This is a genomic window from Cupriavidus campinensis, assembly GCF_905397395.1.
Taxonomy (GTDB): domain Bacteria; phylum Pseudomonadota; class Gammaproteobacteria; order Burkholderiales; family Burkholderiaceae; genus Cupriavidus; species Cupriavidus campinensis.
Genome location: NZ_CAJPVH010000016.1, coordinates 1 through 21,247, shown reverse-complemented (window position 1 = coordinate 21,247; position 21,247 = coordinate 1). Strand labels below are relative to the sequence as shown.

19 protein-coding genes and 1 pseudogene are annotated in these 21,247 nt (G+C 69.3%); 10 read left to right on the top strand and 10 right to left on the bottom strand.

Features of this window, described 5'->3' with window-relative positions; all coding sequences use genetic code 11:
• Positions 1-19: 19 nt before the first annotated feature.
• The 3 genes from KHO18_RS11830 to KHO18_RS11820 form a co-directional block, all read right to left on the bottom strand.
• The gene (locus tag KHO18_RS11830) at positions 20-400 is read right to left on the bottom strand and encodes a VOC family protein (protein ID WP_092295655.1); all 381 of its coding nucleotides are present in this window, start codon (positions 398-400) and stop codon (positions 20-22) included.
• A gap of 57 nt (positions 401-457) precedes the next feature.
• The gene (locus tag KHO18_RS11825; protein WP_144199975.1) at positions 458-1,534 is read right to left on the bottom strand and encodes a porin; all 1,077 of its coding nucleotides are present in this window, start codon (positions 1,532-1,534) and stop codon (positions 458-460) included.
• Positions 1,535-1,893: 359 nt separating this feature from the next.
• Complete coding sequence (locus KHO18_RS11820; RefSeq protein WP_144199977.1) at positions 1,894-3,729, bottom strand: cytochrome c biogenesis protein DipZ; 1,836 nt, start codon at positions 3,727-3,729, stop codon at positions 1,894-1,896.
• Between the two features lie 490 nt (positions 3,730-4,219).
• Between KHO18_RS11820 and KHO18_RS11815 the strand changes: the two genes are divergently transcribed.
• The 3 genes from KHO18_RS11815 to ycaC all read left to right on the top strand — a co-directional run bounded on the left by KHO18_RS11815 (position 4,220) and on the right by ycaC (position 5,887).
• Entirely contained in the window at positions 4,220-4,561 is a 342-nt protein-coding gene (locus KHO18_RS11815; RefSeq protein ID WP_144200079.1) for a hydroxyquinol 1,2-dioxygenase, read from the top strand.
• Positions 4,562-4,636: 75 nt separating this feature from the next.
• Entirely contained in the window at positions 4,637-5,056 is a 420-nt protein-coding gene (locus KHO18_RS11810; RefSeq protein WP_144199979.1) for an organic hydroperoxide resistance protein, read from the top strand.
• Between the two features lie 204 nt (positions 5,057-5,260).
• The gene (ycaC, locus tag KHO18_RS11805) at positions 5,261-5,887 is read left to right on the top strand and encodes an isochorismate family cysteine hydrolase YcaC (RefSeq protein ID WP_144200081.1); all 627 of its coding nucleotides are present in this window, start codon (positions 5,261-5,263) and stop codon (positions 5,885-5,887) included.
• Between the two features lie 59 nt (positions 5,888-5,946).
• On the opposite strand, the gene KHO18_RS11800 is transcribed toward ycaC, so the two are convergent.
• Positions 5,947-6,852, bottom strand: a complete 906-nt coding sequence (locus tag KHO18_RS11800; RefSeq protein WP_144199981.1) for a LysR family transcriptional regulator — start codon at positions 6,850-6,852, stop codon at positions 5,947-5,949.
• Between the two features lie 115 nt (positions 6,853-6,967).
• On the opposite strand from KHO18_RS11800, the gene KHO18_RS11795 reads away from it, so the two are divergent.
• Positions 6,968-7,645: a hydrolase gene (locus tag KHO18_RS11795; RefSeq protein WP_144199983.1), complete on the top strand. Its 678-nt coding sequence runs from the start codon at positions 6,968-6,970 to the stop codon at positions 7,643-7,645.
• Between the two features lie 35 nt (positions 7,646-7,680).
• Positions 7,681-8,172 (top strand): flavodoxin family protein, encoded by a 492-nt coding sequence (locus KHO18_RS11790; protein WP_144199985.1) that lies wholly within the window; start codon positions 7,681-7,683, stop codon positions 8,170-8,172.
• Positions 8,173-8,216: 44 nt separating this feature from the next.
• On the opposite strand, the gene KHO18_RS11785 is transcribed toward KHO18_RS11790, so the two are convergent.
• Both KHO18_RS11785 and KHO18_RS11780 read right to left on the bottom strand, forming a co-directional pair.
• A complete protein-coding gene (locus tag KHO18_RS11785) occupies positions 8,217-10,199 on the bottom strand; it encodes a phosphatase PAP2 family protein (protein WP_144199987.1) in 1,983 nt (660 codons plus the stop codon).
• Between the two features lie 113 nt (positions 10,200-10,312).
• On the bottom strand, positions 10,313-11,218 hold the full coding sequence (locus tag KHO18_RS11780; RefSeq protein WP_211943251.1) for a LysR family transcriptional regulator: 906 nt from the start codon (positions 11,216-11,218) through the stop codon (positions 10,313-10,315).
• Between the two features lie 100 nt (positions 11,219-11,318).
• Here KHO18_RS11780 and KHO18_RS11775 point away from each other — a divergent pair, with 100 nt between their 5' ends.
• The 3 genes from KHO18_RS11775 to KHO18_RS11765 all read left to right on the top strand — a co-directional run bounded on the left by KHO18_RS11775 (position 11,319) and on the right by KHO18_RS11765 (position 13,766).
• Complete coding sequence (locus tag KHO18_RS11775) at positions 11,319-12,014, top strand: RraA family protein (RefSeq protein WP_211943250.1); 696 nt, start codon at positions 11,319-11,321, stop codon at positions 12,012-12,014.
• A gap of 63 nt (positions 12,015-12,077) precedes the next feature.
• On the top strand, positions 12,078-13,100 hold the full coding sequence (locus KHO18_RS11770) for a Bug family tripartite tricarboxylate transporter substrate binding protein (RefSeq protein ID WP_144199993.1): 1,023 nt from the start codon (positions 12,078-12,080) through the stop codon (positions 13,098-13,100).
• A gap of 18 nt (positions 13,101-13,118) precedes the next feature.
• Complete coding sequence (locus KHO18_RS11765) at positions 13,119-13,766, top strand: 4-carboxy-4-hydroxy-2-oxoadipate aldolase/oxaloacetate decarboxylase (RefSeq protein ID WP_144199995.1); 648 nt, start codon at positions 13,119-13,121, stop codon at positions 13,764-13,766.
• A 3-nt stretch (positions 13,767-13,769) separates the two neighbouring features.
• Here KHO18_RS11765 and KHO18_RS11760 read toward each other — a convergent pair whose 3' ends face one another.
• Positions 13,770-14,579, bottom strand: coding sequence for an SDR family NAD(P)-dependent oxidoreductase (locus tag KHO18_RS11760; RefSeq protein ID WP_144199997.1), 810 nt, complete (start codon positions 14,577-14,579; stop codon positions 13,770-13,772).
• Between the two features lie 147 nt (positions 14,580-14,726).
• Between KHO18_RS11760 and KHO18_RS11755 the strand changes: the two genes are divergently transcribed.
• Complete coding sequence (locus KHO18_RS11755) at positions 14,727-15,668, top strand: GlxA family transcriptional regulator (protein ID WP_144199999.1); 942 nt, start codon at positions 14,727-14,729, stop codon at positions 15,666-15,668.
• A gap of 35 nt (positions 15,669-15,703) precedes the next feature.
• On the opposite strand, the pseudogene KHO18_RS11750 reads toward KHO18_RS11755, so the two are convergent.
• A pseudogene (locus KHO18_RS11750) lies at positions 15,704-16,501 on the bottom strand (YoaK family protein); the annotation flags it as partial.
• A gap of 191 nt (positions 16,502-16,692) precedes the next feature.
• Complete coding sequence (locus tag KHO18_RS11745) at positions 16,693-17,898, bottom strand: NnrS family protein (RefSeq protein WP_211943249.1); 1,206 nt, start codon at positions 17,896-17,898, stop codon at positions 16,693-16,695.
• Between the two features lie 396 nt (positions 17,899-18,294).
• On the opposite strand from KHO18_RS11745, the gene KHO18_RS11740 reads away from it, so the two are divergent.
• Entirely contained in the window at positions 18,295-19,944 is a 1,650-nt protein-coding gene (locus KHO18_RS11740; protein ID WP_211943248.1) for a methyl-accepting chemotaxis protein, read from the top strand.
• Here KHO18_RS11740 and KHO18_RS11735 read toward each other — a convergent pair.
• The coding region (locus tag KHO18_RS11735; RefSeq protein ID WP_211943247.1) for a hypothetical protein at positions 19,934-21,247 on the bottom strand (1,314 nt) is incomplete at its 5' end. The genes KHO18_RS11740 and KHO18_RS11735 overlap by 11 nt on opposite strands.

The window sequence follows — 21,247 nt, the reverse complement described above, 5'->3', positions numbered from 1 at the left end:
GACAGCCATCAGGCAGCCATCAGGCCGGCTGGTCGATGGACTGGCCGATCCGCCACAGCACCCCGGACGGATCGTCGATCGTGAAGTCGCGCATGCCCCAGGGCCGGTCCTCGGGCGGGTTCACGCGCACGCCGTAGCGCGCGCCCAGGTCCTGGGCCACCACGTGCTGCCACCACGCCTCCACATCCACCACCAGCAGCGACATCATCAGGTTCTCGGCGAACGGCTTCTCGTAGAAGCGCGTCAGCAGGAAGCTGGAGCGCCCGGCGTGCAGGTAGGCCATCTCGTCGCTGCCCCACGCCTCCGTAAAGCCGAGGTCGAGGTAGAAACGCTTCGACAGGTCGAAATCCTGCGCCGGCAGAAACGCCTTGATCTCGATGGTGTCCATGTTCGCGGTCATCGCCGGCTCCCGGGTTGAACAGATGTAACGGACTGAGCGGGCGATGATAGCGCGGCTTCAGAAATGGTGCCGCATGCCCACCATCACGCCGATGCGGGTGGAGTCGTCCACGTCCGTGGCCGGCGTGCCGGCCCAGTACTCGGTCTCCCGCCCCACCGCGCCGCCGCGCGCATGCACGATATCCGCCTCCACGTAGACGCTGGTGCGCTTGGAGAGCGCGTAGTCGCCCACCAGCGCGATGCTGTCCGCGTTGCCGCCGCCCAGCCGCACCGGAGTGTCCTGGAACTGCGTGGTCACGTCGCCGGACTGCTGGTAGCGGTAATAGGCGCCCGAGACGTGGAACGCCGGCGTGAGCTGGTAGCCGAGCCCGACGAACGAGATGGCGAAGCGCGCGTCGCCGGCGGACTCGCGCCGGCCCATGTGGCCGAGGTAGGCCGTAGCCTTGCCGACCGCGTAGGAGCCCCCCACCGAGTAGTTGCGCAGCGTGTTGGCGCCATCGTCGCTGCGGCGCTGGTCGTAGGCCACGCCGAGCACCACCGGGCCCTGCTGGTATTTCACCCCGCCGCCGAGCGTGGTGCCGCGCCCCATGCTGCCGGCCTGCTCGCCGGCGCCGTAGTCCAGCTGCACGGAGAACGGCCCCACGGTGCGCTGGTAGACCACGCTGTTGTCGATGCGGTAGTCCTGGAAGAAGATGTCCCCGCCGATGTAGAGCGGATCGGACCAGAAATTGCCCCAGCCCTGGTCGAGCGGGTCGAACGCCCAGCCGATGTTGTTGATGGCGTTGTACTGGCGGCCGAAGGTCAGGCTGCCCCAGTCGCCGCTCAGGCCCACCCAGGCCTGCCGGCCGAACAGCGCGTTGTAGGACGCGCGGCCGTCGTCGCTGGCGAAGCCGCTTTCCAGCTGGAAGATGGCGTGCTGGCCGCCGCCCAGGTCTTCATCGCCCTTCAGGCCCCAGCGGCTGCCGACCATGCCGCCCGAGACCAGCGCGGCCTGGTCGTTGTGATGACCGTCGATGTTCGACGTATAGCGCACCGCCGAGCTGACGATGCCGTACAGGGTCACGCCCGGTGCGGCGTGGGCGGCGACGGGCAGGAGCCCGGCCGCAAGCAGCCAAAGGCTGGCTGGCTTCTTCATTGCGTTGTCCTCCGGAAAACGGACCGCCCGCGGCACACGCACGCGTGCCCCGGGAGGGTGGAGTCAGACAAACTGCCTGAGGGATTCAGTCCTGCGCGCGGTCCCCGATGGGTCGCCGACGGGTTCCCGGAAGGGTTCCCGGATAGGTCTCCGATGGGGGGCGCAGGTCAATGACCGGGCGGCTGCGCGCGATGGGCGGCGCAGTCCCCGGAGCGAAGGTGAAGCAGAGGGGTGTTTGCCGGGCAGATGATGCTGGGAGGGGCTGGATGCAGCGGCGCCCCGGCCGGCAGAACGGGGCGTAGTTTACCGCATGCGCGGGGAAGCCCCGCGAAAGTGACGATTACGTTGCTAATTCATCTTCAGCCGAAGGTGAACGCGTAAGCCTGCACACCCGGATCGAGGAAGCGGATCTCGAACGTGTGGTCGCCAACTTCGCCCGCCTGCCGCACCAGCTGGTAGAGCCGGGTTTGCGTGACCGCGCCATTGCCGTTCTCGTCGGTGTCCGCGCCATGGCTGGCACCGGGCGGCTTGCCGTCGATGGTCACCTGGAAGCGCACCGCCTGCCCATTGGCTGCCGGGCCGAGCACGAGGTGCAGGTCGCGCGCATGGAAGCGGTAGGCGATGGTGCCGTTGGCGCGGTCAAGTGTCCCTTGCTCCGCTCCCACGGTCCAGCGGCCAGACAGCCCCCAGCTGTTCAGATCCAGCTTGCCGACCGTGTAGTCGCGCGCCGCATCGGGCCGCAGGCCGCCGGGGGAGGCGAAGTTGGTAGCCTGCTGGTAGCCGACATAGGTCTCGCCCGAACGCACGTTGTTCAGGTCAGGCATGGCCTGCGCGCCGCGCGCCTCCGGGGCGACCAGCCCCGTGGCCACCGACTTGTCGCCGGCTTCCGCAAGTAGTGCTTGAATCACACGTTCGGACGTCGCATAGCCACCTTCGCCGAATTGGTGATGGCGGATGTTGCCGCGACCATCGACGAAATACGCCGCCGGCCAGTAGCTGTTGTCGAAGGCGCGCCAGATCTTGTAATTGCTGTCGATGGCCACCGGGAAGCCGATGCGGAAGTCCGCCACCGCACGGCGCACATTCTCGGGCTGCTTCTCGAACGCGAACTCCGGCGTATGTACGCCGATCACGGTCAGGCCCTGGTCCTTGTACTTGTCCGCCCAGGCGCGCAGGTAGGGCAGGGAGCGGATGCAGTTGATGCAGGAATAGGTCCAGAAGTAGACCAGCGTGACCTTGCCCTGCAACTGCTCCCGGGTGATCGGGGCCGAGTTGAGCCATTGCACCGCGCCGTCCAGCGCGGGCAGGCGGCCTTCGACCGGCAGCGGGGGCAACGCGCCCGACACACCGCCCGGGAAGCCCACGCGGACGTCGTTAGCGGCCAGCAGCATGCCGTCATTGGTGTGGTTGGCGTTGCTAGCGGCATTAGCGGCATTAGCGGCATTAGCGCCGTTTTTTGCGGCCTGCGGCGGCATGTCGCGGGCCTTTTCCACCGCATTGAGCAGCGCCTGTTCGATCCCGGTGGTGCTGCCGGCCGACAGCCGCGCCAGCAGACCGGTGTCCGTGCCGGTGCCGATGATCGCCACGCCAGCCAGCACGCCCACGCCCAGGCCGCGCCGCAGCCACTCGCCGGCACCCATCGACCGCTTCATCGCCGCAAAGACCCGGCCGCCGATGCCCAGCGCCACGGCCAGCGAGCTGGCGGCACCCGCCGCGTAGGCGGCCAGCAGCAGCGACGTTTGCACGCTGGCGCCATTGAGCGCCGCGCCGGTCAGCACCAGGCCGAGGATCGGGCCGGCGCAGGGCGCCCAGAGCATGCCGGTGGCCACGCCGAGCAGCAGCGAGCGCCATACCGTGGAGGTGTCGCCATCACCGGCCAGCCGGTTGCCGAGTGCCACCACGGGTCGGGCCAGCCGGTCCGCCAGCGCGGGCAGCAGCAGGCTCGCGCCGAAGATCGTGAGCAGGACCAGCGCGGCGTAGCGCCCCACCTGATTGGCATGCACCACCCAGGCGCCGCCCACCGAGGCCAGCGAGGCCACGGCGGCAAAGGTCAGCGCCATGCCGGCCAGCATCGGCAGCGTGCTGCGCACGAAGGGCTGGCCGGCGCGGGCGAACACGAAGGGCAGCACCGGCAGGATGCACGGGCTCAGGATGGTGAGTGCGCCACCTATATAGGCAAGTATCAGCAGGGTCATGATTGGCATCCGGTAGGAAGATTGGCTTGCCTCGATCAGACCCGCTGCGCATATCGCCGATGTGTCGCCAGCGCGGCTGGGCGTATGCCACTGTGGCGAGGCCGTCGCCAGATACAGAGTGATACATGGCGGCGTCCGGCGGGCTCGCCGATCGGCCCGGTAGCGTCCGATTTGCCCGATTTGCCCGATTTGGTCCGAGCCGGCCCGATTTGGTCCCCGGTTTGGCCCGCTTTGGCCCGTTCCCGTCACCCGAATCCCGCCGGATCGGGGTGCTCCCCCCCTCCGCCCCGCCGCCTTTTTGTACGCCTTTGTATCTGGCTCCCGCAGCGATACGTGCCCTGACAGTAAGGCCCCCAAATCGCTACGGGCGCGATACGTCCGTCGACTTAAATGCATTCCGTGGCAGCGCGGCAAGCGAACAAACCAGACGCACCGCAACCCGCCTCGCAATACCTGAATGACTACCGAACCCAAATTTCAAGGAAATACGATCATGACCTCCATCGCCAAGCGCCTCGTTCTCGCCGTTGCCCTCGTTGCCGCCGCTGCCGGCGCCCAAGCCGCCGTAACCGGCGCCCGTGATGTCTACACCGACGGTGCCCGCTCGGTGCAGGAGCCGCGCAACCCGTACAGCGACGGTGCCCGCTCCGTGCAGGACGCCCGCAGCCCGTACAGCGACGGCGCCCGCAACGTCGACCCGTTCACCGATGGCGCCCGCAATGTCGATCCGTACACGGACGGCGCCCGCATCGTGGCCGGCCTGGACCGCACCGGCGTCTCGGCCGACCCGGCACGCACGGTCGACCCCTACCTCGACGGCGCCTACGCCTGATTCGACTGATTCGCCTGATTCACCTGATCCGCCCGACTGGATCCACGCATTTCAACCCGCAAACTGGAAAACGACATGACCCGTATCGAAAACGTCCTGTACACCGGCAAGGTCCACATCACCTCCGGCGGCCGTGACGGCGCGGCGCGCAGCGACGACGGCCGGCTGGACATCAAGCTGGCCTCGCCGGGCACCCGCGGCATCGGCACCAACCCGGAACAGCTGCTGGCCGCCGGATGGTCCGCGTGCTTCATCGGCGCCATGGGCCTCGCGGCCAAGGCCCGCAAGGTGCAACTGCCGGGCGACACCGCCGTGGACGCGGAAGTGGACCTCGGCAAGGCCGGCGATGCCTACCTGCTGCAGGCGCGCCTGAACGTGAGCCTGCCGGGCGTGCCGCGCGATGTGGCGCAGGCGCTGGTGGAGACGGCCCACCAGACCTGCCCGTACTCGAAGGCCCTCACCGGCAACATCCATATCGAGATCAATCTGGTCTGATCGGCCCGATCTGGTTGGATGGCAGTCCCGCGCAGCGTTCCTTTGCCAGGACGCTGCGATCCGCATTTCATGACTGCCGCGCTGCCGATGGATCGCCTACAGTGGACTTCACGCCGCCGTTTCGCGGCGGAGCCTGGCCCGCAGGGCTACCCCCGCCGGGCGGATGCCCGTCCGCCCGGCCCAGGTCTTCCATTGGAGCGCATGATGACCAAAACGTATAACCGCCTGGACAAGTCCCAAGCCGCCGTGCTGCTGGTGGACCATCAGGCCGGCCTGATGTCGCTGGTGCGTGATATCGAACCCGACAAGTTCAAGAACAATGTGCTGGCGCTGGCCGACTGTGCCAAATACTTCGGCCTGCCCACCGTCCTGACCACGAGCTTCGAGGATGGCCCGAACGGCCCGCTCGCCCCGGAACTGAAGGCGATGTTCCCCGAGGCGCCGTTCATTCCGCGCCCCGGCCAGATCAACGCCTGGGACAACGCCGACTTCGTCGCCGCCGTGAAGGCCACCGGCAAGAAGCAGCTGCTGATCGCCGGCGTGGTCACCGAGGTCTGCGTCGCCTTCCCGGCACTGTCGGCCATCGAGGAAGGCTATGACGTCTTCGTGGTCACCGACGCCTCCGGCACCTTCAACCCGATCACGCGGGACGCGGCCTGGCAGCGCATGACCCAGGCCGGCGCGCAGCTGATGAGCTGGTTCGGCGTGGCGTGCGAGCTGCACCGCGACTGGCGCAACGACATCGAGGGGCTCGGCACGCTGTTCTCGAACCACATTCCCGACTACCGCAACCTGATCACGAGCTACACCACGGTCAAGGGCAGCAAGTAAGCCGCCCTGATTTCGCCGATGGGACGGCGCCGGCCCGGGCCGTCCCGCGCCCTGGGGCGCTAGGCTTCGCGCAGCGCCCCGAACGCTTCGGCGAGATGGTCCACCAGTGCCCGGACCGACGGCAGCAGGCCGCGCCGGGAGGGGAAGACCACGTGCAGGATTTCGGGCCGGGGCGGCCATTCCGGCAGCAGCCGTACCAGCGAGCCCTCGGCCAGCTGCGCCGACACCATCATCACTGGCAGGTGTCCCACGCCCACCCCCGCCAGCGCGGCGGTGCGCAGCGCGATCATGTCGCCGGTCACGAAGCGCGGCCGATGGCGGATGTCCGCCGCCTCGCCATCGGGGCCGCATAGTCGCCAGACATGCTCGGCCTGCGGGGCGCCCAGGCTCAGGCTCGGCCAGTCGGCCAGGTCCGCCGGGCGTTGCGGCAGGCCACGCTGCCGCACGAGGTCGGCGCTGGCGAACAGGCATTGCGTGCGTTCGGCCAGCACGCGGATGACCAGGTCGCTGTCCTGCAGCGGCGGCGGCCGGACGCGAATGGCCACGTCCACCGCTTCCGCCACCGGGTCCACGCGCCGGTTGGTCGCTTCCAGATGAAGCGTCACATGCGGGTGGCGCACCATGAAGTCCGCCAGCATGGTGCCGACGTGAACCTGCAGCAGCGCCACCGGACACGTCACACGCACAATGCCGCGCGGCGCCGCGCGGGTCATGTCGATGGCGTCCTGCGCCGCCTCCGCCTCCACCAGCATCGCCTTGCAGTGCTCGTAGTAGGTGCGGCCGATCTCCGTCATGGCGAACTGGCGCGTGGAGCGGTGGATCAGCCGCACGCCGAGCCGCTCCTCCAGCAGGCTGATGCGCCGGCTGAGCTTGGACTTCGGCACCCCCAGCGCACGGCCGGCCGGCGCGAAGCCGCCATGTTCCACTGCCTCCACGTAGTAGTAGAGATCGTTCAGATCTTGCATGCGTGCCTGGGTTTGTCGTTCACGAAATAGGACGCTGAGAGCGTGAATCCGAGTCTACAGCCAAAGCCGCGGGCAGCCTATGCTGAGTCCGCACTCACCTCCAAGGAGAACCACCATGAGCAGCCCGGCAAACTTCAACGGCCAGCGTCCTGTTATCGACCCCTCCGATACCGCGATGCTCCTGATCGACCATCAGAGCGGCCTGTTTCAGACCATCGGCGACATGCCGATGCCCGAACTGCGCCAGCGCGCGGCGGCGCTGGCCCGGATGGCCACGCTCTGCAAGCTGCCGGTCATCACCACCGCGTCCGTGCCGCAGGGGCCCAACGGCCCGCTGATTCCCGAAATCCATGAGAATGCGCCGCACGCGCGCTATGTGGCGCGCAGGGGCGAGATCAACGCGTGGGACAACCCCGAGTTCGTCGCCGCCGTGAAGGAGACCGGGCGGAAGACGCTGGTCATCGCCGGCACCATCACCAGCGTCTGCATGGCCTTTCCGTCGATCAGCGCGGTGGCGGACGGCTACAAGGTGTTCGCGGTGGTCGATGCGTCCGGCACCTACTCGAAAATGGCCCAGGAGATCACGCTGGCGCGCGTGGTGCAGGCCGGCGTGGTGCCGATGGACACCGCCGCCGTGGCCTCCGAACTCCAGCAGACCTGGCATCGCGACGATGCCCAGCAGTGGGCCGAGGTCTACACGAAGATCTTCCCGGCCTACCAGTTGCTGATCGAGAGCTACACCAAGGCCCAGGCCGTGCAGTCGGCAGGCGAGGTGCTCGACTCCGCGCGCTGAACACACCCGGTCCCACATGGTAGAGTCGGCGCACCATGAAGACCTTGTTGATCGTCTATCACACGATGACCGGGGGCACGGCGCAGATGGCGGAGGCGGCGGCCCGGGCGGCGCGCGGGCAGGAGGGCGTGGCCGTCCGGCTGCTGCGCGCCACCGAGGCCGGCGCCGCCGATGTGCTCGCGGCCGACGGCTACCTGTTCGCCACGCCAGAGAACCTGGCGGCGATGTCCGGCCTGATGAAGGATTTCTTCGACCGTTGCTACTACCCGGTGCTGGACCGCGTGAACGGCCGCCCCTACGCGGCCATGATCTGCGCCGGCAGTGACGGCCAGAACGCGCAGCGCCAGCTTGAGCGCATCGCCACGGGCTGGCGCCTCAACCGCGTGGCGCCGACGCTGATTGTCTGCACCAGGGCGCAGACGCCGGAAGCCATCCTCGCCACGAAACAGATCGGCCAGGACGACCTGGACCATTGCGCCGAGCTTGGCGCCGGCCTGGCGGCCGGCCTCGCGCTCGGCGTGTTCTAGCCCCTCAGGCTCCCTCAGGCTCCCTCAGGCTCCCTCAAGCTCCCTCAGGCCGTGCCGTCGATGCGGATCGACAGGCCCGTCTCGGTGTAGACCGCCGTGGTCTTGTAGCCCGGCACCGAGATCGTCGTGAAGCGGCCGCGCAGGCTGCCGCAGTTCAGCAGCGCAATGGTGTCGCCCACCGACGGACGGAAGCCGCTGCGGAAGTTCACCGCCAGCGTGCCGCCCGCCACCGTGGCGATGCCGCTGACCGCGAGGCGCCCCGCGCCGCCGCTGCCGATGTCCAGTTGCAGCGTGGTGTCGGCCAGTTGCGTGAACGCGCCGGCGATCACCAGTTGCGCGTCCGCGCTCGACGCCAGCGTACCGCCGCCCAGATAGACCTCTCCCTTGCCGAATGCCGTGGCCGAGACCGCCTGCAGCATGCCGGCCGTCACCTGCGTGCCGCCCGTGTAGGTGTTCTGGCCGCCCAGGCGCAATGTGCCGGTGCCCTGCTTGGTCAGCTTGCCGTCACCGCCGATGTCGTTGCGCCACGTGTCCAGCGCGTGGAAACCGCCACGGCTGGCATCCATGTTCACGACCACGTCGCCCCGGAACGCGCCGTAGCCATCGGCCGCGGCGAACAGGTTCAGGCGGCCCCAGCCTTCGGCATCGTCCATCACCGGGTAGCCCGACGCCACGGCCGTGGTCTTCAGCACCACGCGGCGCTGGGCGGCGTCCAGGTACGGCAGGCGCGTCTCCAGCAGCACCTCGGCCCCCTTCGGCACCACCGCCGGCTTCGTCGTATCGGCGATCGGCGCGAAGCCGAATGTCATGCGGCGCACGTAGTTGGCTTTGTTGGTGGCGTAGTCGGCAAAGCGGTCGGTGGCGGTGCTGCCCGAATGCGCGAAGTCACGGAACGCTGCGTCGGTGGTGACGTTGGCCGCCGCCATCAGCGTGCTGCGGGCCTGGGCGTAGGCCGCGTCCTTGCGGGCGGCATTGTTGCCGGTGGCGATGCTGGCCGCCGCCGTGGCCTGGCCGAGCATGCGGCCGCTCACCACGTCCAGCGGCGAGTGCATGCCGGCGAGGATGCGGTTCTCGCCAAGTTCCAGGCCGCGCGCCACCATCTCCTGGAAGCGCTCGGGCACCACGTAGGCCATGGCGATGGCGTCGCGCACCGCTTCGGCGGTGTGGCCGCTGGTGTAGCCGCCATCGGTGGCCGGCGTGGGGCTCTTGGCCGGTTCCAGCGCCGGCACCACCTGCACGCTGGCGCTCCAGCGCCACGGACGCGCGTACTTGAAGAAGCGCTTGGCCGGTTCGGTGGAGCCGTTCTCGCCGATGTTGTTGACGAAGTCCACCACCGTGCCGAACGCCGTGTTGGCGCTGCCGGCCACGCCGGTGTTGTTGCCGCTGTCGTTGTAGAGCACGGTCGTGGCGTCGGCGGCGATGTCGGTGATCGTGGTGGTCTGCTGGGCGGCGGTGCGCCATGCGGTGGTCAGCGGGCCCATGCCGTCGGTGATGCTGTACGCCTTGCCCCGGCGGTCGTCGAGATAGGCGGCCAGCGTCTGGGCGGCGGTGCGCTGCGCGGTCACGGTGGCCACGTAGTCGATGTTGGCGGCGAGCACGGCGGCGTTGCGGATCGTGCCGTCGGTGGCGTCGCCGGGCAGGCCGGTCCAGTCCGAGGCCACCACGGCCGGGAAGCTGCCGTTGGCCGCCGCGGTGGTGCCGGCATCGACGATCAGCGAGCGGGGCTGCCACAGGTCGAGGAAGCCACCCAGCACGCGCACGCCGGCGTTGGTGTCCTGCGTGGCGTAGCGCGCGTCGCCGCGCTGGTTGGTATAGGCGAAGTCGACGAACGGCAGCACCGCCGCCTGGTCGGCCACGGGCGCGCTATCGACGAAACCGAGGTCCTTCGGCGCCGCCGGCACGGCCAGCGGCGGGGTCGATGCGCCCGTGTTGTTGGTGTTGTTGTCGTCGCTGCCGCCGCAGGCGGTCAGCAGCATGGCCCCGATCAGGCTGGCGATCAGGGTACGGGCATGGCGGGGAGAGAGCATGGTGGGCAGGCGCGGCGGCCGGGGAACGAACGGAAGCCCGCCATGCTAGGGAGGGAGCGTGAAGCTGTTATGACGATTGCTGCACGTGAACCTCTAATAAAGTCCGGCCGATGTCATCGGGGTTTCACGCCATCATGGCTGGCGGCGAGCGCGGCCACGAAGGCGTCGATCACCGGGCTCGGTGTCCCGGCGCGGGTCACGGCCACCAGCGTGGCGCGCACGCGGAGATCGTCGATCGGCACGAAGGCGACGTCGGTGCGGTTCGGCGCCGCCACCGACGCCCCTACCAGCGTGAAGCCGAGCCCGGCTGCCACCAGCCCCAGCGCGGTATGGATCTCGATGGCCTCATGTCCTGGCGTGGGATGGGCGCCGGCGTCGCGCAGTGCCGTCACCATATGGCTGGCGAACCCGCTCTGCGGGTCTTTCGGATACTGGATCAGCGGCAGCGCGTCCAGCTCCCGCGCGGCGATGGCGGTGCGCTGTGCCAGCGGGCTCTGCAACGGCACGGCGGCCACGAAGGGGTCTTCGAACAGCGTGGTGTAGTGCAGGTCGGCAGGCCGCTCGAACTCGCCCACATAGCGCGAGATGCCCACGTCGATACGCCCGCGCCGCAGTTGCGCCGGCTGGTGCTCGGACAGCAGTTCGAGTGGATCCAAGTGCACATCCGGATGCTGTTCCCGAAAGCGCTGCACCGCTGCCGGCAGGATCGAGAAGATGGCCGAGCGCGTAAAGCCGATGCCGAGCCAGCCCAGGTTGCCGGCGGCGATGGCGCGCGCCTCCTCGTCCAGCCGGCGCATCTGCGCGAGCAGGTCCTTGGCGCGCGGATAGAGAAACTGGCCGGTGGCGGTCAGCGTCATCGGGCGGCGGGAGCGGTCGAACACGGGCGCGCCGAGCAGGGATTCCAGCTGCCCAAGCTGCATGCTGATGGCCGTGGGTGCCACGAACAGCCGGTTGGCGGCTTCCGCCGCGCTGCCCGCATCCACCACTTCGCAAAAATAACGTAGCTGCCGCAAGTTCATTTTTATTGAAGTCGAGTCCATTTTTCGATGTTTGATCTCGATAGGACTTTACTTGAAACTGCGTGCATCCGTAGAGAAAAGCAGCAGGAGACGCAGCACGATGAGCGACACCCCCGACACCCCCGACACCTCCCAACCCGGCCAGGCCGACTGGCTGGCCCGCGCCCGCCAACTCTCGACCGCCGAGATCTCGGACGCCCTCGACTATTTCCGCCTGCCCGGCAGCGCGCTGGGCATCCAGCACATCGCCGGCCAGCCGCAGGTGTTCGGCCCGGCCTTCACCGTGGCCTTCGTGCCGGTGGACCTGGCCACGCCGGGCACCGTGGGCGACTTTCTCGATGACATTCCGCAGGGCGCAGTGGCCGTGCTGGACAACGCGGGCCGCGTGGACTGCACGGTCTGGGGCGGCATCATGAGCCGGCTGGCGGCGCATCGCGGGGTGGGCGGCACGGTGATCCACGGCGTCTGCCGGGACACCGCCGAGGCCGACGCGGCCGGCTATCCGCTCTATGCGCGCGGCCGCTTCATGCGCACCGGCAAGGACCGGGTGCAGGTGCGGGCGGTGGAGCAGCCGGTGAGTTTGGGCGATGTGCGCGTGGCCAGCGGCGACTTCATCGTGGCGGACCCGGACGGCGTGGTGGTCGTCCCGCAGGCTCGCGCGCAGGAGGTGTTCGAACGCGCGCTGCGCACGCGTGACGTGGAGGACCAGATTCTCGGCGCCGCGCTGGAGGGCATGGCGCTGCGTGACGCCCGCCGCCAGTTCGGCTATCACACGCTGCAACGCGCCGGCCACTGAGCCCGGCGTGGCGAAGGGGCTGCCCCGGCCCCTCGCACACTATAAATAGAGATGGAGACAGACATGGCATTCCCCTCCCCGCAGACCAGTGGGCGCCGGCGCGCGGCGTACGGATTCGCGCTGGCCGCGACCTTTGCTGCAGCCTTCGCCGGCGTGCAATCCACCGCCCTCGCCGCTGCCGATACCCCCGCCTACCCCTGCACCACGCTGCGCGTCGTCTCGCCCTACCCGCCGGGCGGTACCACGGACATCCTCGCGCGCATCGTCGCACCGGGCTTGTCGAAGCGCCTTGGCGTGCCGGTGATCGTGGACAACCGGGGCGGCGCCAGCAGCAATATCGGCACCGAGTTCGTGGGCCGCGCCAAGGGCGATGGCTGCACGGCGCTGCTCGGCAACAACACCGGCATCGTCATCAATCGCAGCCTGTACAAGCTCAAGCTGGACCCCACCCGCGCGCTGGCCCCGGTGGGCGAGGTGGCGTCCGTGCCGCTGGTGCTCTACGTCAACACGGCGCTGCCGGCCAGCAACGTCGGGCAGCTGGTGGATCTGGTCAAGGCGTCGCCGGGCAAGTACAGCTACGCCTCGGGCGGCAGCGGCAGTCCGCAGCATCTGGCGGGCGAACTGCTGAAGCTGGAGCGCCATCTGGACCTGATCCACGTGCCGTATCGCGGCCAGGGGCCGGCGCTGAGCGATGTGCTGGCGGGGCAGGTGCCGATTGCCTTCGAGACCACCACGGCGCTGGCACCGCAGCTCAAGTCCGGCCGCGTGCGGCCGCTGGCCACCACGGGCGCGAAGCGCGCCCGTGCGCTGCCTGACCTGCCGACCATGCAGGAGGCCGGCTTCCCGGGCTTCGTGATCGAGAACTGGTACGGCCTGTTCGTGCCGGCGGAGACGCCCGCGCCGCTGGTGCAGCGCCTGAGCGACGACCTCAACGCCGTGCTCGGCGAGCCGGATGTCGCCGCCAAGCTGGCCGAGATGGGCTCGGGCGACGTGCGCGGCACGCCGGCCCAGTTCCGCGCCTTTATCGGCAAGGAACTGCCGTACTGGGAATCCCTGGTCAAGCGCTCCGGCGCGACCGTTGACTGACATCCATCGCCGCTCACCATGACAACTTCGATCACCGCCGCCCAGCTGGACCAGCTCAAGCGCCTGGGTACCGCCACGATTCACGAGGCACAGGGCCAGCGGGGCGCCGTGGACCCGCGCATCGCGCCGCTGGACCCGTCCATGCGGCTGGCCGGCCCGGCGCTGACCGTGGACATCCGCCCCGGCGACAACCTGATGATTCACTACGCGCTGACCAAGGCGCGCCCGGGCGATGTGCTGGTCGTGGACGCCAAGGCGTTCGTCGATGCCGGCCCGTGGGGCGATGTGCTGACCTTCGCGGCGCAGCAGATCGGCATTGCCGGGCTGGTCATCGACGGCGCGGTGCGCGATGCCTCGCAAATCGTCGAGATGGGCTTCCCGGTGTTCTGCCGGGGCCTTAGCATTCGCGGCACCAACAAGCACCAGCCGGGCAAGCTGAACCTGCCGCTGGTCCTGGGCGGGGCGGTGGTGCGGCCCGGCGACATCGTGGTGGGAGACCGCGATGGCCTCGTCATCGTGGCGGCGGAGGAGGTGCCCGAGGTCATCGCCGCCAGCGCGGCGCGCGAGCAGAAGGAGGCGCAGATGCGCGAGCGGCTGGCCCAGGGCGCGACCATGGTCGAGCTGCTGGGCCTGCGAGAGACGCTTGCGTCACTCGGACTGCGATAACAATCAGTCCGCCGTGGCGTAACGCGGGGCCGGCTCGTTACGGGACAGCTGGCCCATCATCGACTGGCGCGCGCTTTCATAGGCCTGCCACGTCTCGATGGCGTGCAGCGACGGGATCGTGACCAGCTCGCCCTGGTCGAAGCCGGCCAGCGCCGCATCCACCATGGCCGCCGCCGGCATCACGATGGCGGGGTCGAGGTGCTCTACCGGCAGGCCGCCAATCGCCCAGAAATCGGTCGCCGTGGCGCCCGGCAGCACCGCCTGCACGCGCACGCCCTGGTCCTTCAGCTCGTGATGGAGCGACTGGCTGAGCGCCAGCACGTACGCCTTGCTCGCCCCATAGACCCCGTTGAGGATCTCCGGCGCCACCGCCACGATCGACGCGATATTGATGATCGACCCCTGCCCGCGTGCCACGAAGCCCGGCACGGCGGCGTAGGTGAGGCGCGTCAGGGCGGTCACGTTCAGCTCGACCATCCGCGTCATGTTGTCCACATCGCTCTCCAGCAGCGGCGTGTGCGTGCCGACGCCGGCGTTGTTCACCAGCAGCGTGATGCTGGCGTCCTGGCGCAGCTTGTCTTCCACCGTGGCCAGCGAGGCGCGGTCGTTCAGGTCCGCCACCAGCACTTCCACTTCGCGGCGCGTCTCGTCCGTGATGCGCGCGGCCAGCGCGTTCAGCTTCTCCCGGTTGCGGGCCACCAGGATCAGGTTGTAGCCGCGCCGCGCCAGCCGCTCCGCGTAGAGCGCGCCAATGCCGGTGGAGGCGCCCGTGATCAGGGCCGTGCCGAGGGGAGGGGTCGGGATGATTGCCATGGTGATGCTCCTTGTGAATCGGTTCGTATCGTCGGATCGGATTCGTCGAATCCATGGATGCCATCGTAGGGACGTTTGACGATGGCCGAAATGACGTTTATGGTACGGATTCAGGACATGACCCCACGGCGGGTAGTGGAGTGATCAATGCATCGCATCGGATTTCTGTTGCTGGATGGCTTTCAGGTGATGGCGCTGGCCACGCAGAGCGTGTTCGAGTACGCCAACATGGTGGCGGGCGAGCCGTTCTACGCCATCGACAACTACTCGGTGGAAGGCGGGCCGGTGGCCTCCTCGCTGGGCATGCATGTGGAGACGCGCGCCGCCGGCCCGCGCACGGCGGTGGATACGTGGATCATCGTCGGCGTGGGGGACCCGGTCGCCACGCCGACGCCGGCGGCGCATCTGGACTTCGTGCGCCGCGCGGCGCCGCGCGCACGGCGGGCGGCGTCGATATGCACCGGCGCCTTCGTGCTGGCCGAGGCGGGGCTGCTGGAAGGCCGGCGCGCCACCACGCACTGGGCGTACGCGCGGGCGATGCAGCAGCAGCACCCGGACATCCGCGTGGAGGACGACCGGATCTATATCGTCGATGGCCCGATCTGGACTTCTGCGGGCATGACGGCCGGGTTTGACCTGGCGCTGGCGCTGGTCGAGAAGGATCTTGGCGCGGACGCGGCGCGGTCCCTCGCGCACAAGCTGGTGATGGTGCAGCGGCGCGCGGGCGGGCAGTCGCAGCACTCGGAACTGCTGGACATGGCGCCGAAGTCAGACCGCATCCAGCGCGCCATCGACCACGCGCGCAAGCACCTGAGCCAGCCGCTGACGGTGGAGGAACTCGCGCAGACGGTGCACCTGAGCCCGCGCCAGTTCAGCCGGATCTTTACGGCGGAGACCGGGCAGTCGCCGGCCAAGGCGATTGAAAGCCTGCGGCTGGAGGCGGCGCGGCTGATGATCGAACAGAGCCGCCACCCGCTGGACGTGGTGGCGCGCGAAACCGGCTTCCGGGACCGCCGGCATATGCGCGAGGCCTTCGTGCGCGGTTTCGGCCTGCCGCCGCAGGCGGTGCGGCGCGCGGCGCGCGCTTAGGGTGGCTGGCGGGTTGTTCTGTTCGCCTAGCGCCGGCGGCCCCAGCGGCGGCTGCGCCGCGCCAGCCGGCGCGCGCGCAGCAGGAGGAAGAGACGCGGCAGCACGTCGTCGAGCACCGGCACCAGCGCCACCAGCAGCAGCAGCGCCGCCAGCGGAATCGTGGCGGTGTAGCCGATGCCGTTGAACGCCAGCGCCCCCACCACGCCCCCGCCGAAGAACAGTCCCACCAGCAGGGAGAGCATGCGCAGCTTGGTGTGGTTGGCCGTCACGGGCCGCCGGTTGCCCAGCGGCGGCGCCCAGTTCCAGTAGCACAGCTTGCCCAGTTCGATGCCGATATCCGTGACCATGCCGGTGACGTGCGTGGTGCGGATCTCGGCGTTGGAAACCTTGGTGATCATCGCGTTCTGCAGGCCCATCATGAAGCACAGCAACATCACCGTGGCCGGTACGAACAGCCACTGCTTCAGGCCCAGTTGCGCGCCCATCAGCCCGAAGCAGAGCAGCAGGCCGGCTTCCAGCACCAGCGGCAGCGCGTATTCGCTGCGCAGGCTGTTGCGCCGGGCCCAGTTGATGGTGATGGCGGAGCAGGCAGCGCCGAGCAGGAAGGAGAGGAAGGCGCCCAGGCCCTGGAGCAGCAGGGCGATGTTGCCGAGCACCAGATCGTCGGCCATCGCCGAGACGATGCCGGACATATGCGAGGTGTACTGCTTGACCGCGAGGAACCCGCCCGCATTGGCCGCGCCCGCCACGAAGCACAGGAATCCGGCCAGTTGCCGGTTGGCGTGGGCAGTGCGCTGGCGCGCGGTGAGACTGCGCAGATAGGTGATAGGCATGGCCAACCTCGCGGGATCGCGACGCGGGAAAGCCCTCATCATACGACGCGGCCAATTGAAAATGCCTCCCGAAGGAGGCATTCAAGACCTAGGACGTCATATCCAGACAGCGTGTGACGCATCACGGTCACCTCGCCCGGGACAGACACGGTCTGGTCAAGTGATGGAGATCGACACGACATACCCCTGCATCAGCCATCCCTGCCGTCGACGCGCACCTGCAACAGGTAGGGCGTGTATTTGACGAGGTAGCACAGGAACGCCGCCACCCAGAGCGCGCCGGCCCCGGCCACCGCTTCGGCCTTGAGCGCCGGCAGCCAGAGCGGCAGCGCCACCCGGACCAGCGCGGACAGCACGATGCAGGCGTAGGCCAGGTGTTCCAGATGGCCGGTTTCCAGCCGCCGGCCGGTGTGGCCGAGCGCGGTGCGGGTGATCATGGCCATGATGGCGCAGCCAATCACGCCCACGGTCAGCGCGTGGAGCGCGGTGGAGCGGTCCAGCCAGCCCAGCGCGGCGCCGGCAATCAGCAGGAAGCCAATCGGCAGGAAGGCATAGGCCAGGTGGAGGATGGCGACGATGGGTTTGCGCCAGGTGCGCAGGGGGTCCCAGCCGGCCAGCCGGATGCCGTGCGCCGCCGCCGCGCCGAGTGCCAGCAGCGTGGTGGCCAGCGGCGACACCATCGAAGCATGGGCGACGATGGCGAGCAGGGTCAGCGCGATGACCGCGCGCTCCACCGTCGCCATCCGGCGGATGCGCACGCCGGGCACGCCGTTGGCGGTGAACATCGGAATCACCCGCCCGCCGATCACCGTGACGAAGACGATGACCAGCCCCGTGGCCGCATCGGCCATCTGGAAGGCCAGTCCGGGATGGCCGCTGGCCATGGCGAGGTCGAAGGCAAGGTTCAGCGCGCCCAGCACCCCCAGTGCGATGGCGAGGCCCATGTTGCGCTGGTTCCTGGCCCGGCGCAGCAGGCGATAGAAGCTGAAGCTGCACAGCGGCAGGAACGCCGCATCCACGGCGATGGCCGCCCAGGCCGGCCCGGCCCACATCAGGATGCGTGCCGCCAGCCACGTGCCGGCCAGCGCGGCCAGCCAGGTGCCCTGCGGTGTCTGCAGGCCCGTCCAGTTCTTGCCGGCGGTGAACAGGAAACCCACCACCACCGCCGCCGCGAAGCCGAACACCATCTCGTGCGCGTGCCAGGCCATGGTGCCCATCCACGGCTGCGCGGCCGGCTGCCACCAGCCGAGGTAGAGCGCCACCCAGGCCGGCACGGCCAGCGCGCCGAAGGCGGCGGCAAGCAGATAGAAGGGGCGGAAGCCGAGTGCGAAAACGGGCAGTCCGCGATAGCCGGCGTCGGGACGGGAGGGGGGAGAGATCGGCAGCAGGACGGACATCGTTGCTCGCATGAACACGCGGCCGAACGCCGCGACGGATCGATTCTATAAAACATGCATTACATATGCAACTTTAAAATTGGCCCAGTCCTGGGGCGGGTTTGCACCGAAATCTGGCGGTGCCGTCACTTCGCGCGGGTTAACCATTCCCTCCCTGCGGGTAGCCCTACTGCGGTAGGGGTAAAGGTTTCCACGGCGTGCCGTTAGCCCACGCACTAGACAGAGCACGGCGCGTACGCGCGCCAAATCGCGAGCGCGCCAGCAAGGGCAGAGTCAGTCATATCGCGATGTGCCAGCGAGTGGGGAACGGGCTCTCAGCGATTCGGCCGTCACGCGTGTGCGTGACGCGCAATCCGGCATGCCTGCGGGCAAGCCTTCGGGAAAAGGGGGATCACCGTGAGCTTTCGCAATCTTTCGATCAAGACCAAGCTCGTGGCCGGTTTTGGCACGCTGGCGCTGGTCGTGCTGCTGGTGTCGGGGCTGTCGCTGTACGCGCTGAACCGTGCCACCAGCGGCTTCAAGGCCTATGTCGATGGCCTCAACGCGCGTGCCGAGGTGGCCGCCCAAGTGCGCTCCGCCGTGGACCGCCGCGCGATTGCCGCGCGCAATCTGGTGCTGGTGACCACGCAGGCGGACCTCGACGTGGAAAAGGCCGAGGTGCTGCGCGCGCATGACGACGTGGCGGCGCGCATGACCAGGCTCAGGGAGATGGTGTCGCGCGACGACGTCAGTGAAACCGCGCGCGGCCTCGTGGCCGGCATGGCCGCCGTGGAGGCGCGCTACGGCCCGGTGGCGACAGCCATCGTCGGCCTTGCGCTGGACAAGAAGCAGGAAGCGGCCATCGCCAGGATGAATGCGGAGTGCCGTCCGCTGCTGGCCGAGCTGGTCAAGGCCACCGACGCCTACGCCAGCTTCACGCACGAGCGCCAGCAGGAGATGGTGGCCGCCCTGGAGGCCGACTACGGCACGCAGCGCAACCTGCTGGTCGTGGTCTCGCTGGCCGCCGTGGTGTTCGGGCTGATGGGCGGCCTGCTGCTGACGCGCGCCATCACCGGCCCGATCCAGCGCGCCGTGAACGTGGCGCGCACCGTGGCGCGGGGCGAACTGGGCATGCACATCGAGGTGAATTCGGACGACGAGACCGGCCGCCTGCTGGGCGCGCTGCGCGACATGAACGACCGCCTGACCGAAACCGTGGCGCGCGTGCGGCAGGGCAGCGCCAGCATCGTCGATGCCACGGGCGAGATCGCCAACGGCAACGCGGACCTGTCCGCACGCACCGAGGAGCAGGCGGCGTCACTGGAGCAGACCGCCGCCAGCATGGAGGAACTGACCGCCACGGTGCGCCACAACACCGAGAACGCCCGCCAGGCCAGCGAACTGGCCCGCAGCGCTGCCACCGTGGCGCAAGAGGGCAGCGGCACGGTGGGCCGCGTGGTGGACACCATGAACGGCATCAGCGCCAGTTCGGCCAAGATTGCCGATATCACCGGCATCATCGAGGGCATCGCCTTCCAGACCAACATCCTCGCGCTCAACGCGGCCGTGGAAGCGGCGCGCGCCGGGGAGCAGGGGCGCGGCTTTGCGGTGGTGGCCAGCGAGGTGCGCGGGCTGGCGCAGCGTTCGTCCAGCGCGGCCAAGGAGATCAAGGAGCTGATCGAGGCCTCCGTGGCGCAGGTGAGCGAAGGCGCCTTGCTGGCCAGCGAGGCCGGCAAGACGATGGGCGAGGTGACCCAGGCGGTGGCCCGCGTGACGGGCATCGTCAACGAGATCGCGGCGGCGTCCGCCGAACAGAACCGGGGCATCGAGCAGGTCAACCAGGCCATCGTGCAGATCGACCAGGTCACCCAGCAGAACGCCACCCTCGTACACGAGGCCGCCACGGCCTCCCGCTCGCTTGACGAACAGGGCCGCATGCTCAACGAGGCGGTGGCGTTCTTCCGCCTGCCGGGCCGGGCGGGGGGAGGGGCCGGCGATGTGGCCGACATGACCAATGCGCCGCGCCGCCGCGCGTTGCCGGTGCGGGCGGTTCAGTTCAGCGGCTGAGGCGCGGGCGGCGCATGGCTTCCGCCGCCGCCGCCCGTAACTCCGGCGGAAACGCGCGCAGCCCGGCGCGGAAGAAGCCGCGCTCGGCGGGCCTGAGCGCGCCGATCTGCTGCGCCAGCCGCTCCATCGCGGTATAGGCGATGGCCGTGGCGCCCTGCTCGTGGGTGAGGTACCAGGCCGATTCCATCAGCAGGTTGGCGAGCTGGAGCGCGTTGTAGCGCACGTGGCCGGCATCGTGCTCCTCCAGCGCGAAGGCGGCCACCGACGACCAGCGCACGAAGCCCTTGGCCGGCGCGAACGGGGCGTGGAAGGGGCGCAGGGCGTCGATGGCGGCGGCCACGGTGAGCGGCCGCTGGCTGCGGAACGCGGCAACGCTGTCGGGGGCCTCCACATCGGCGGTGCCGCGTGCCACGCGCAGCAGGAAGATCGTGTTCCAGGCCGAGCCGCCGCCCACGCCGAAGCGGTCACAGATCCATTCGGACAGGCCCAGCCAGCGCATGGCCTGCCGCTGCACGTCGCCGGCGGCCAGCGCGCGTCCTTCATCGACCAGCCCGTGCTGCCAGAACAGCCACAGCGACCAGCCGATATTGGCGGCGGCGTGCTGCACGGCATCGACCGAATCGGCCTCGTAGCCGGCCTGCAGCGCGCCGGAAAACGCCTGGAGGGCGTCGCGCGCGGCGGCGTGGCGATCCACTTTGCCGGGTTTGGCCTTGGGGTCGTCCGGCCGCAGCGCCAGACTCTTGCGCACCAGTGCGCCCAGGTTCAGCGTTTCGAAGCGCACGCGCGGGTTGTAGCGCACCACCGGGCGCAGCTCGGCATCGGCGTTGAGCCGCGCCAGTTCGCCCTGTGCGGTGTCCAGGTCGCCGCGTGCGTAGTGTTCCCACGCACGCACCACGTGGCCCATCGCCGCGAAGGTGGGCAGGGCCGCGCTGACGCCGCCCCGCGCCACCACGCGGTGGAAGCGGCGCAGCGCCGCGCGGCTCTGGTCGAGGCGGTCGCTGCGGCGCCACGCCAGGCTCTCCTTGAGCAGCGACAGCGCCTGCTGGAAGTCATCCGCCGCGCTGCGCTGGGCGGCGCGGAACAACTCGGCCACGCCGGCATCGAGCGTGCCCGGCACGCCGTCCTGCGCGCCGCGCATGGCCTGGGTGAGGTGGCTCCAGAACGCCATGTCGCGCATCACGTAGCCGAGGCCATCGTCGGCGGCGGCGGCGCTATCGCCGCTATCAGCGCTATCGGCAGCGGACTGCCCGAGCCAGCGCGCCACGGCGGCGGCGCCCAGCGCCTTGCCGCCGGCGGCGAAGCG

Coding starts and splice junctions, on each gene's coding strand:
- KHO18_RS11830 (WP_092295655.1), bottom strand. CDS start 400: ATGACCGCGAACATGGACACCATCGAGATCAAGGCGTTTCTGCCGGCG.
- KHO18_RS11770 (WP_144199993.1), top strand. CDS start 12,078: ATGGCATTCCCCTCCCCGCAGACCAGTGGGCGCCGGCGCGCGGCGTAC.
- KHO18_RS11780 (WP_211943251.1), bottom strand. CDS start 11,218: ATGAACTTGCGGCAGCTACGTTATTTTTGCGAAGTGGTGGATGCGGGC.
- KHO18_RS11765 (WP_144199995.1), top strand. CDS start 13,119: ATGACAACTTCGATCACCGCCGCCCAGCTGGACCAGCTCAAGCGCCTG.
- KHO18_RS11775 (WP_211943250.1), top strand. CDS start 11,319: ATGAGCGACACCCCCGACACCCCCGACACCTCCCAACCCGGCCAGGCC.
- KHO18_RS11745 (WP_211943249.1), bottom strand. CDS start 17,898: ATGTCCGTCCTGCTGCCGATCTCTCCCCCCTCCCGTCCCGACGCCGGC.
- KHO18_RS11800 (WP_144199981.1), bottom strand. CDS start 6,852: ATGCAAGATCTGAACGATCTCTACTACTACGTGGAGGCAGTGGAACAT.
- ycaC (WP_144200081.1), top strand. CDS start 5,261: ATGACCAAAACGTATAACCGCCTGGACAAGTCCCAAGCCGCCGTGCTG.
- KHO18_RS11795 (WP_144199983.1), top strand. CDS start 6,968: ATGAGCAGCCCGGCAAACTTCAACGGCCAGCGTCCTGTTATCGACCCC.
- KHO18_RS11755 (WP_144199999.1), top strand. CDS start 14,727: ATGCATCGCATCGGATTTCTGTTGCTGGATGGCTTTCAGGTGATGGCG.
- KHO18_RS11760 (WP_144199997.1), bottom strand. CDS start 14,579: ATGGCAATCATCCCGACCCCTCCCCTCGGCACGGCCCTGATCACGGGC.
- KHO18_RS11825 (WP_144199975.1), bottom strand. CDS start 1,534: ATGAAGAAGCCAGCCAGCCTTTGGCTGCTTGCGGCCGGGCTCCTGCCC.
- KHO18_RS11790 (WP_144199985.1), top strand. CDS start 7,681: ATGAAGACCTTGTTGATCGTCTATCACACGATGACCGGGGGCACGGCG.
- KHO18_RS11810 (WP_144199979.1), top strand. CDS start 4,637: ATGACCCGTATCGAAAACGTCCTGTACACCGGCAAGGTCCACATCACC.
- KHO18_RS11785 (WP_144199987.1), bottom strand. CDS start 10,199: ATGCTCTCTCCCCGCCATGCCCGTACCCTGATCGCCAGCCTGATCGGG.
- KHO18_RS11820 (WP_144199977.1), bottom strand. CDS start 3,729: ATGACCCTGCTGATACTTGCCTATATAGGTGGCGCACTCACCATCCTG.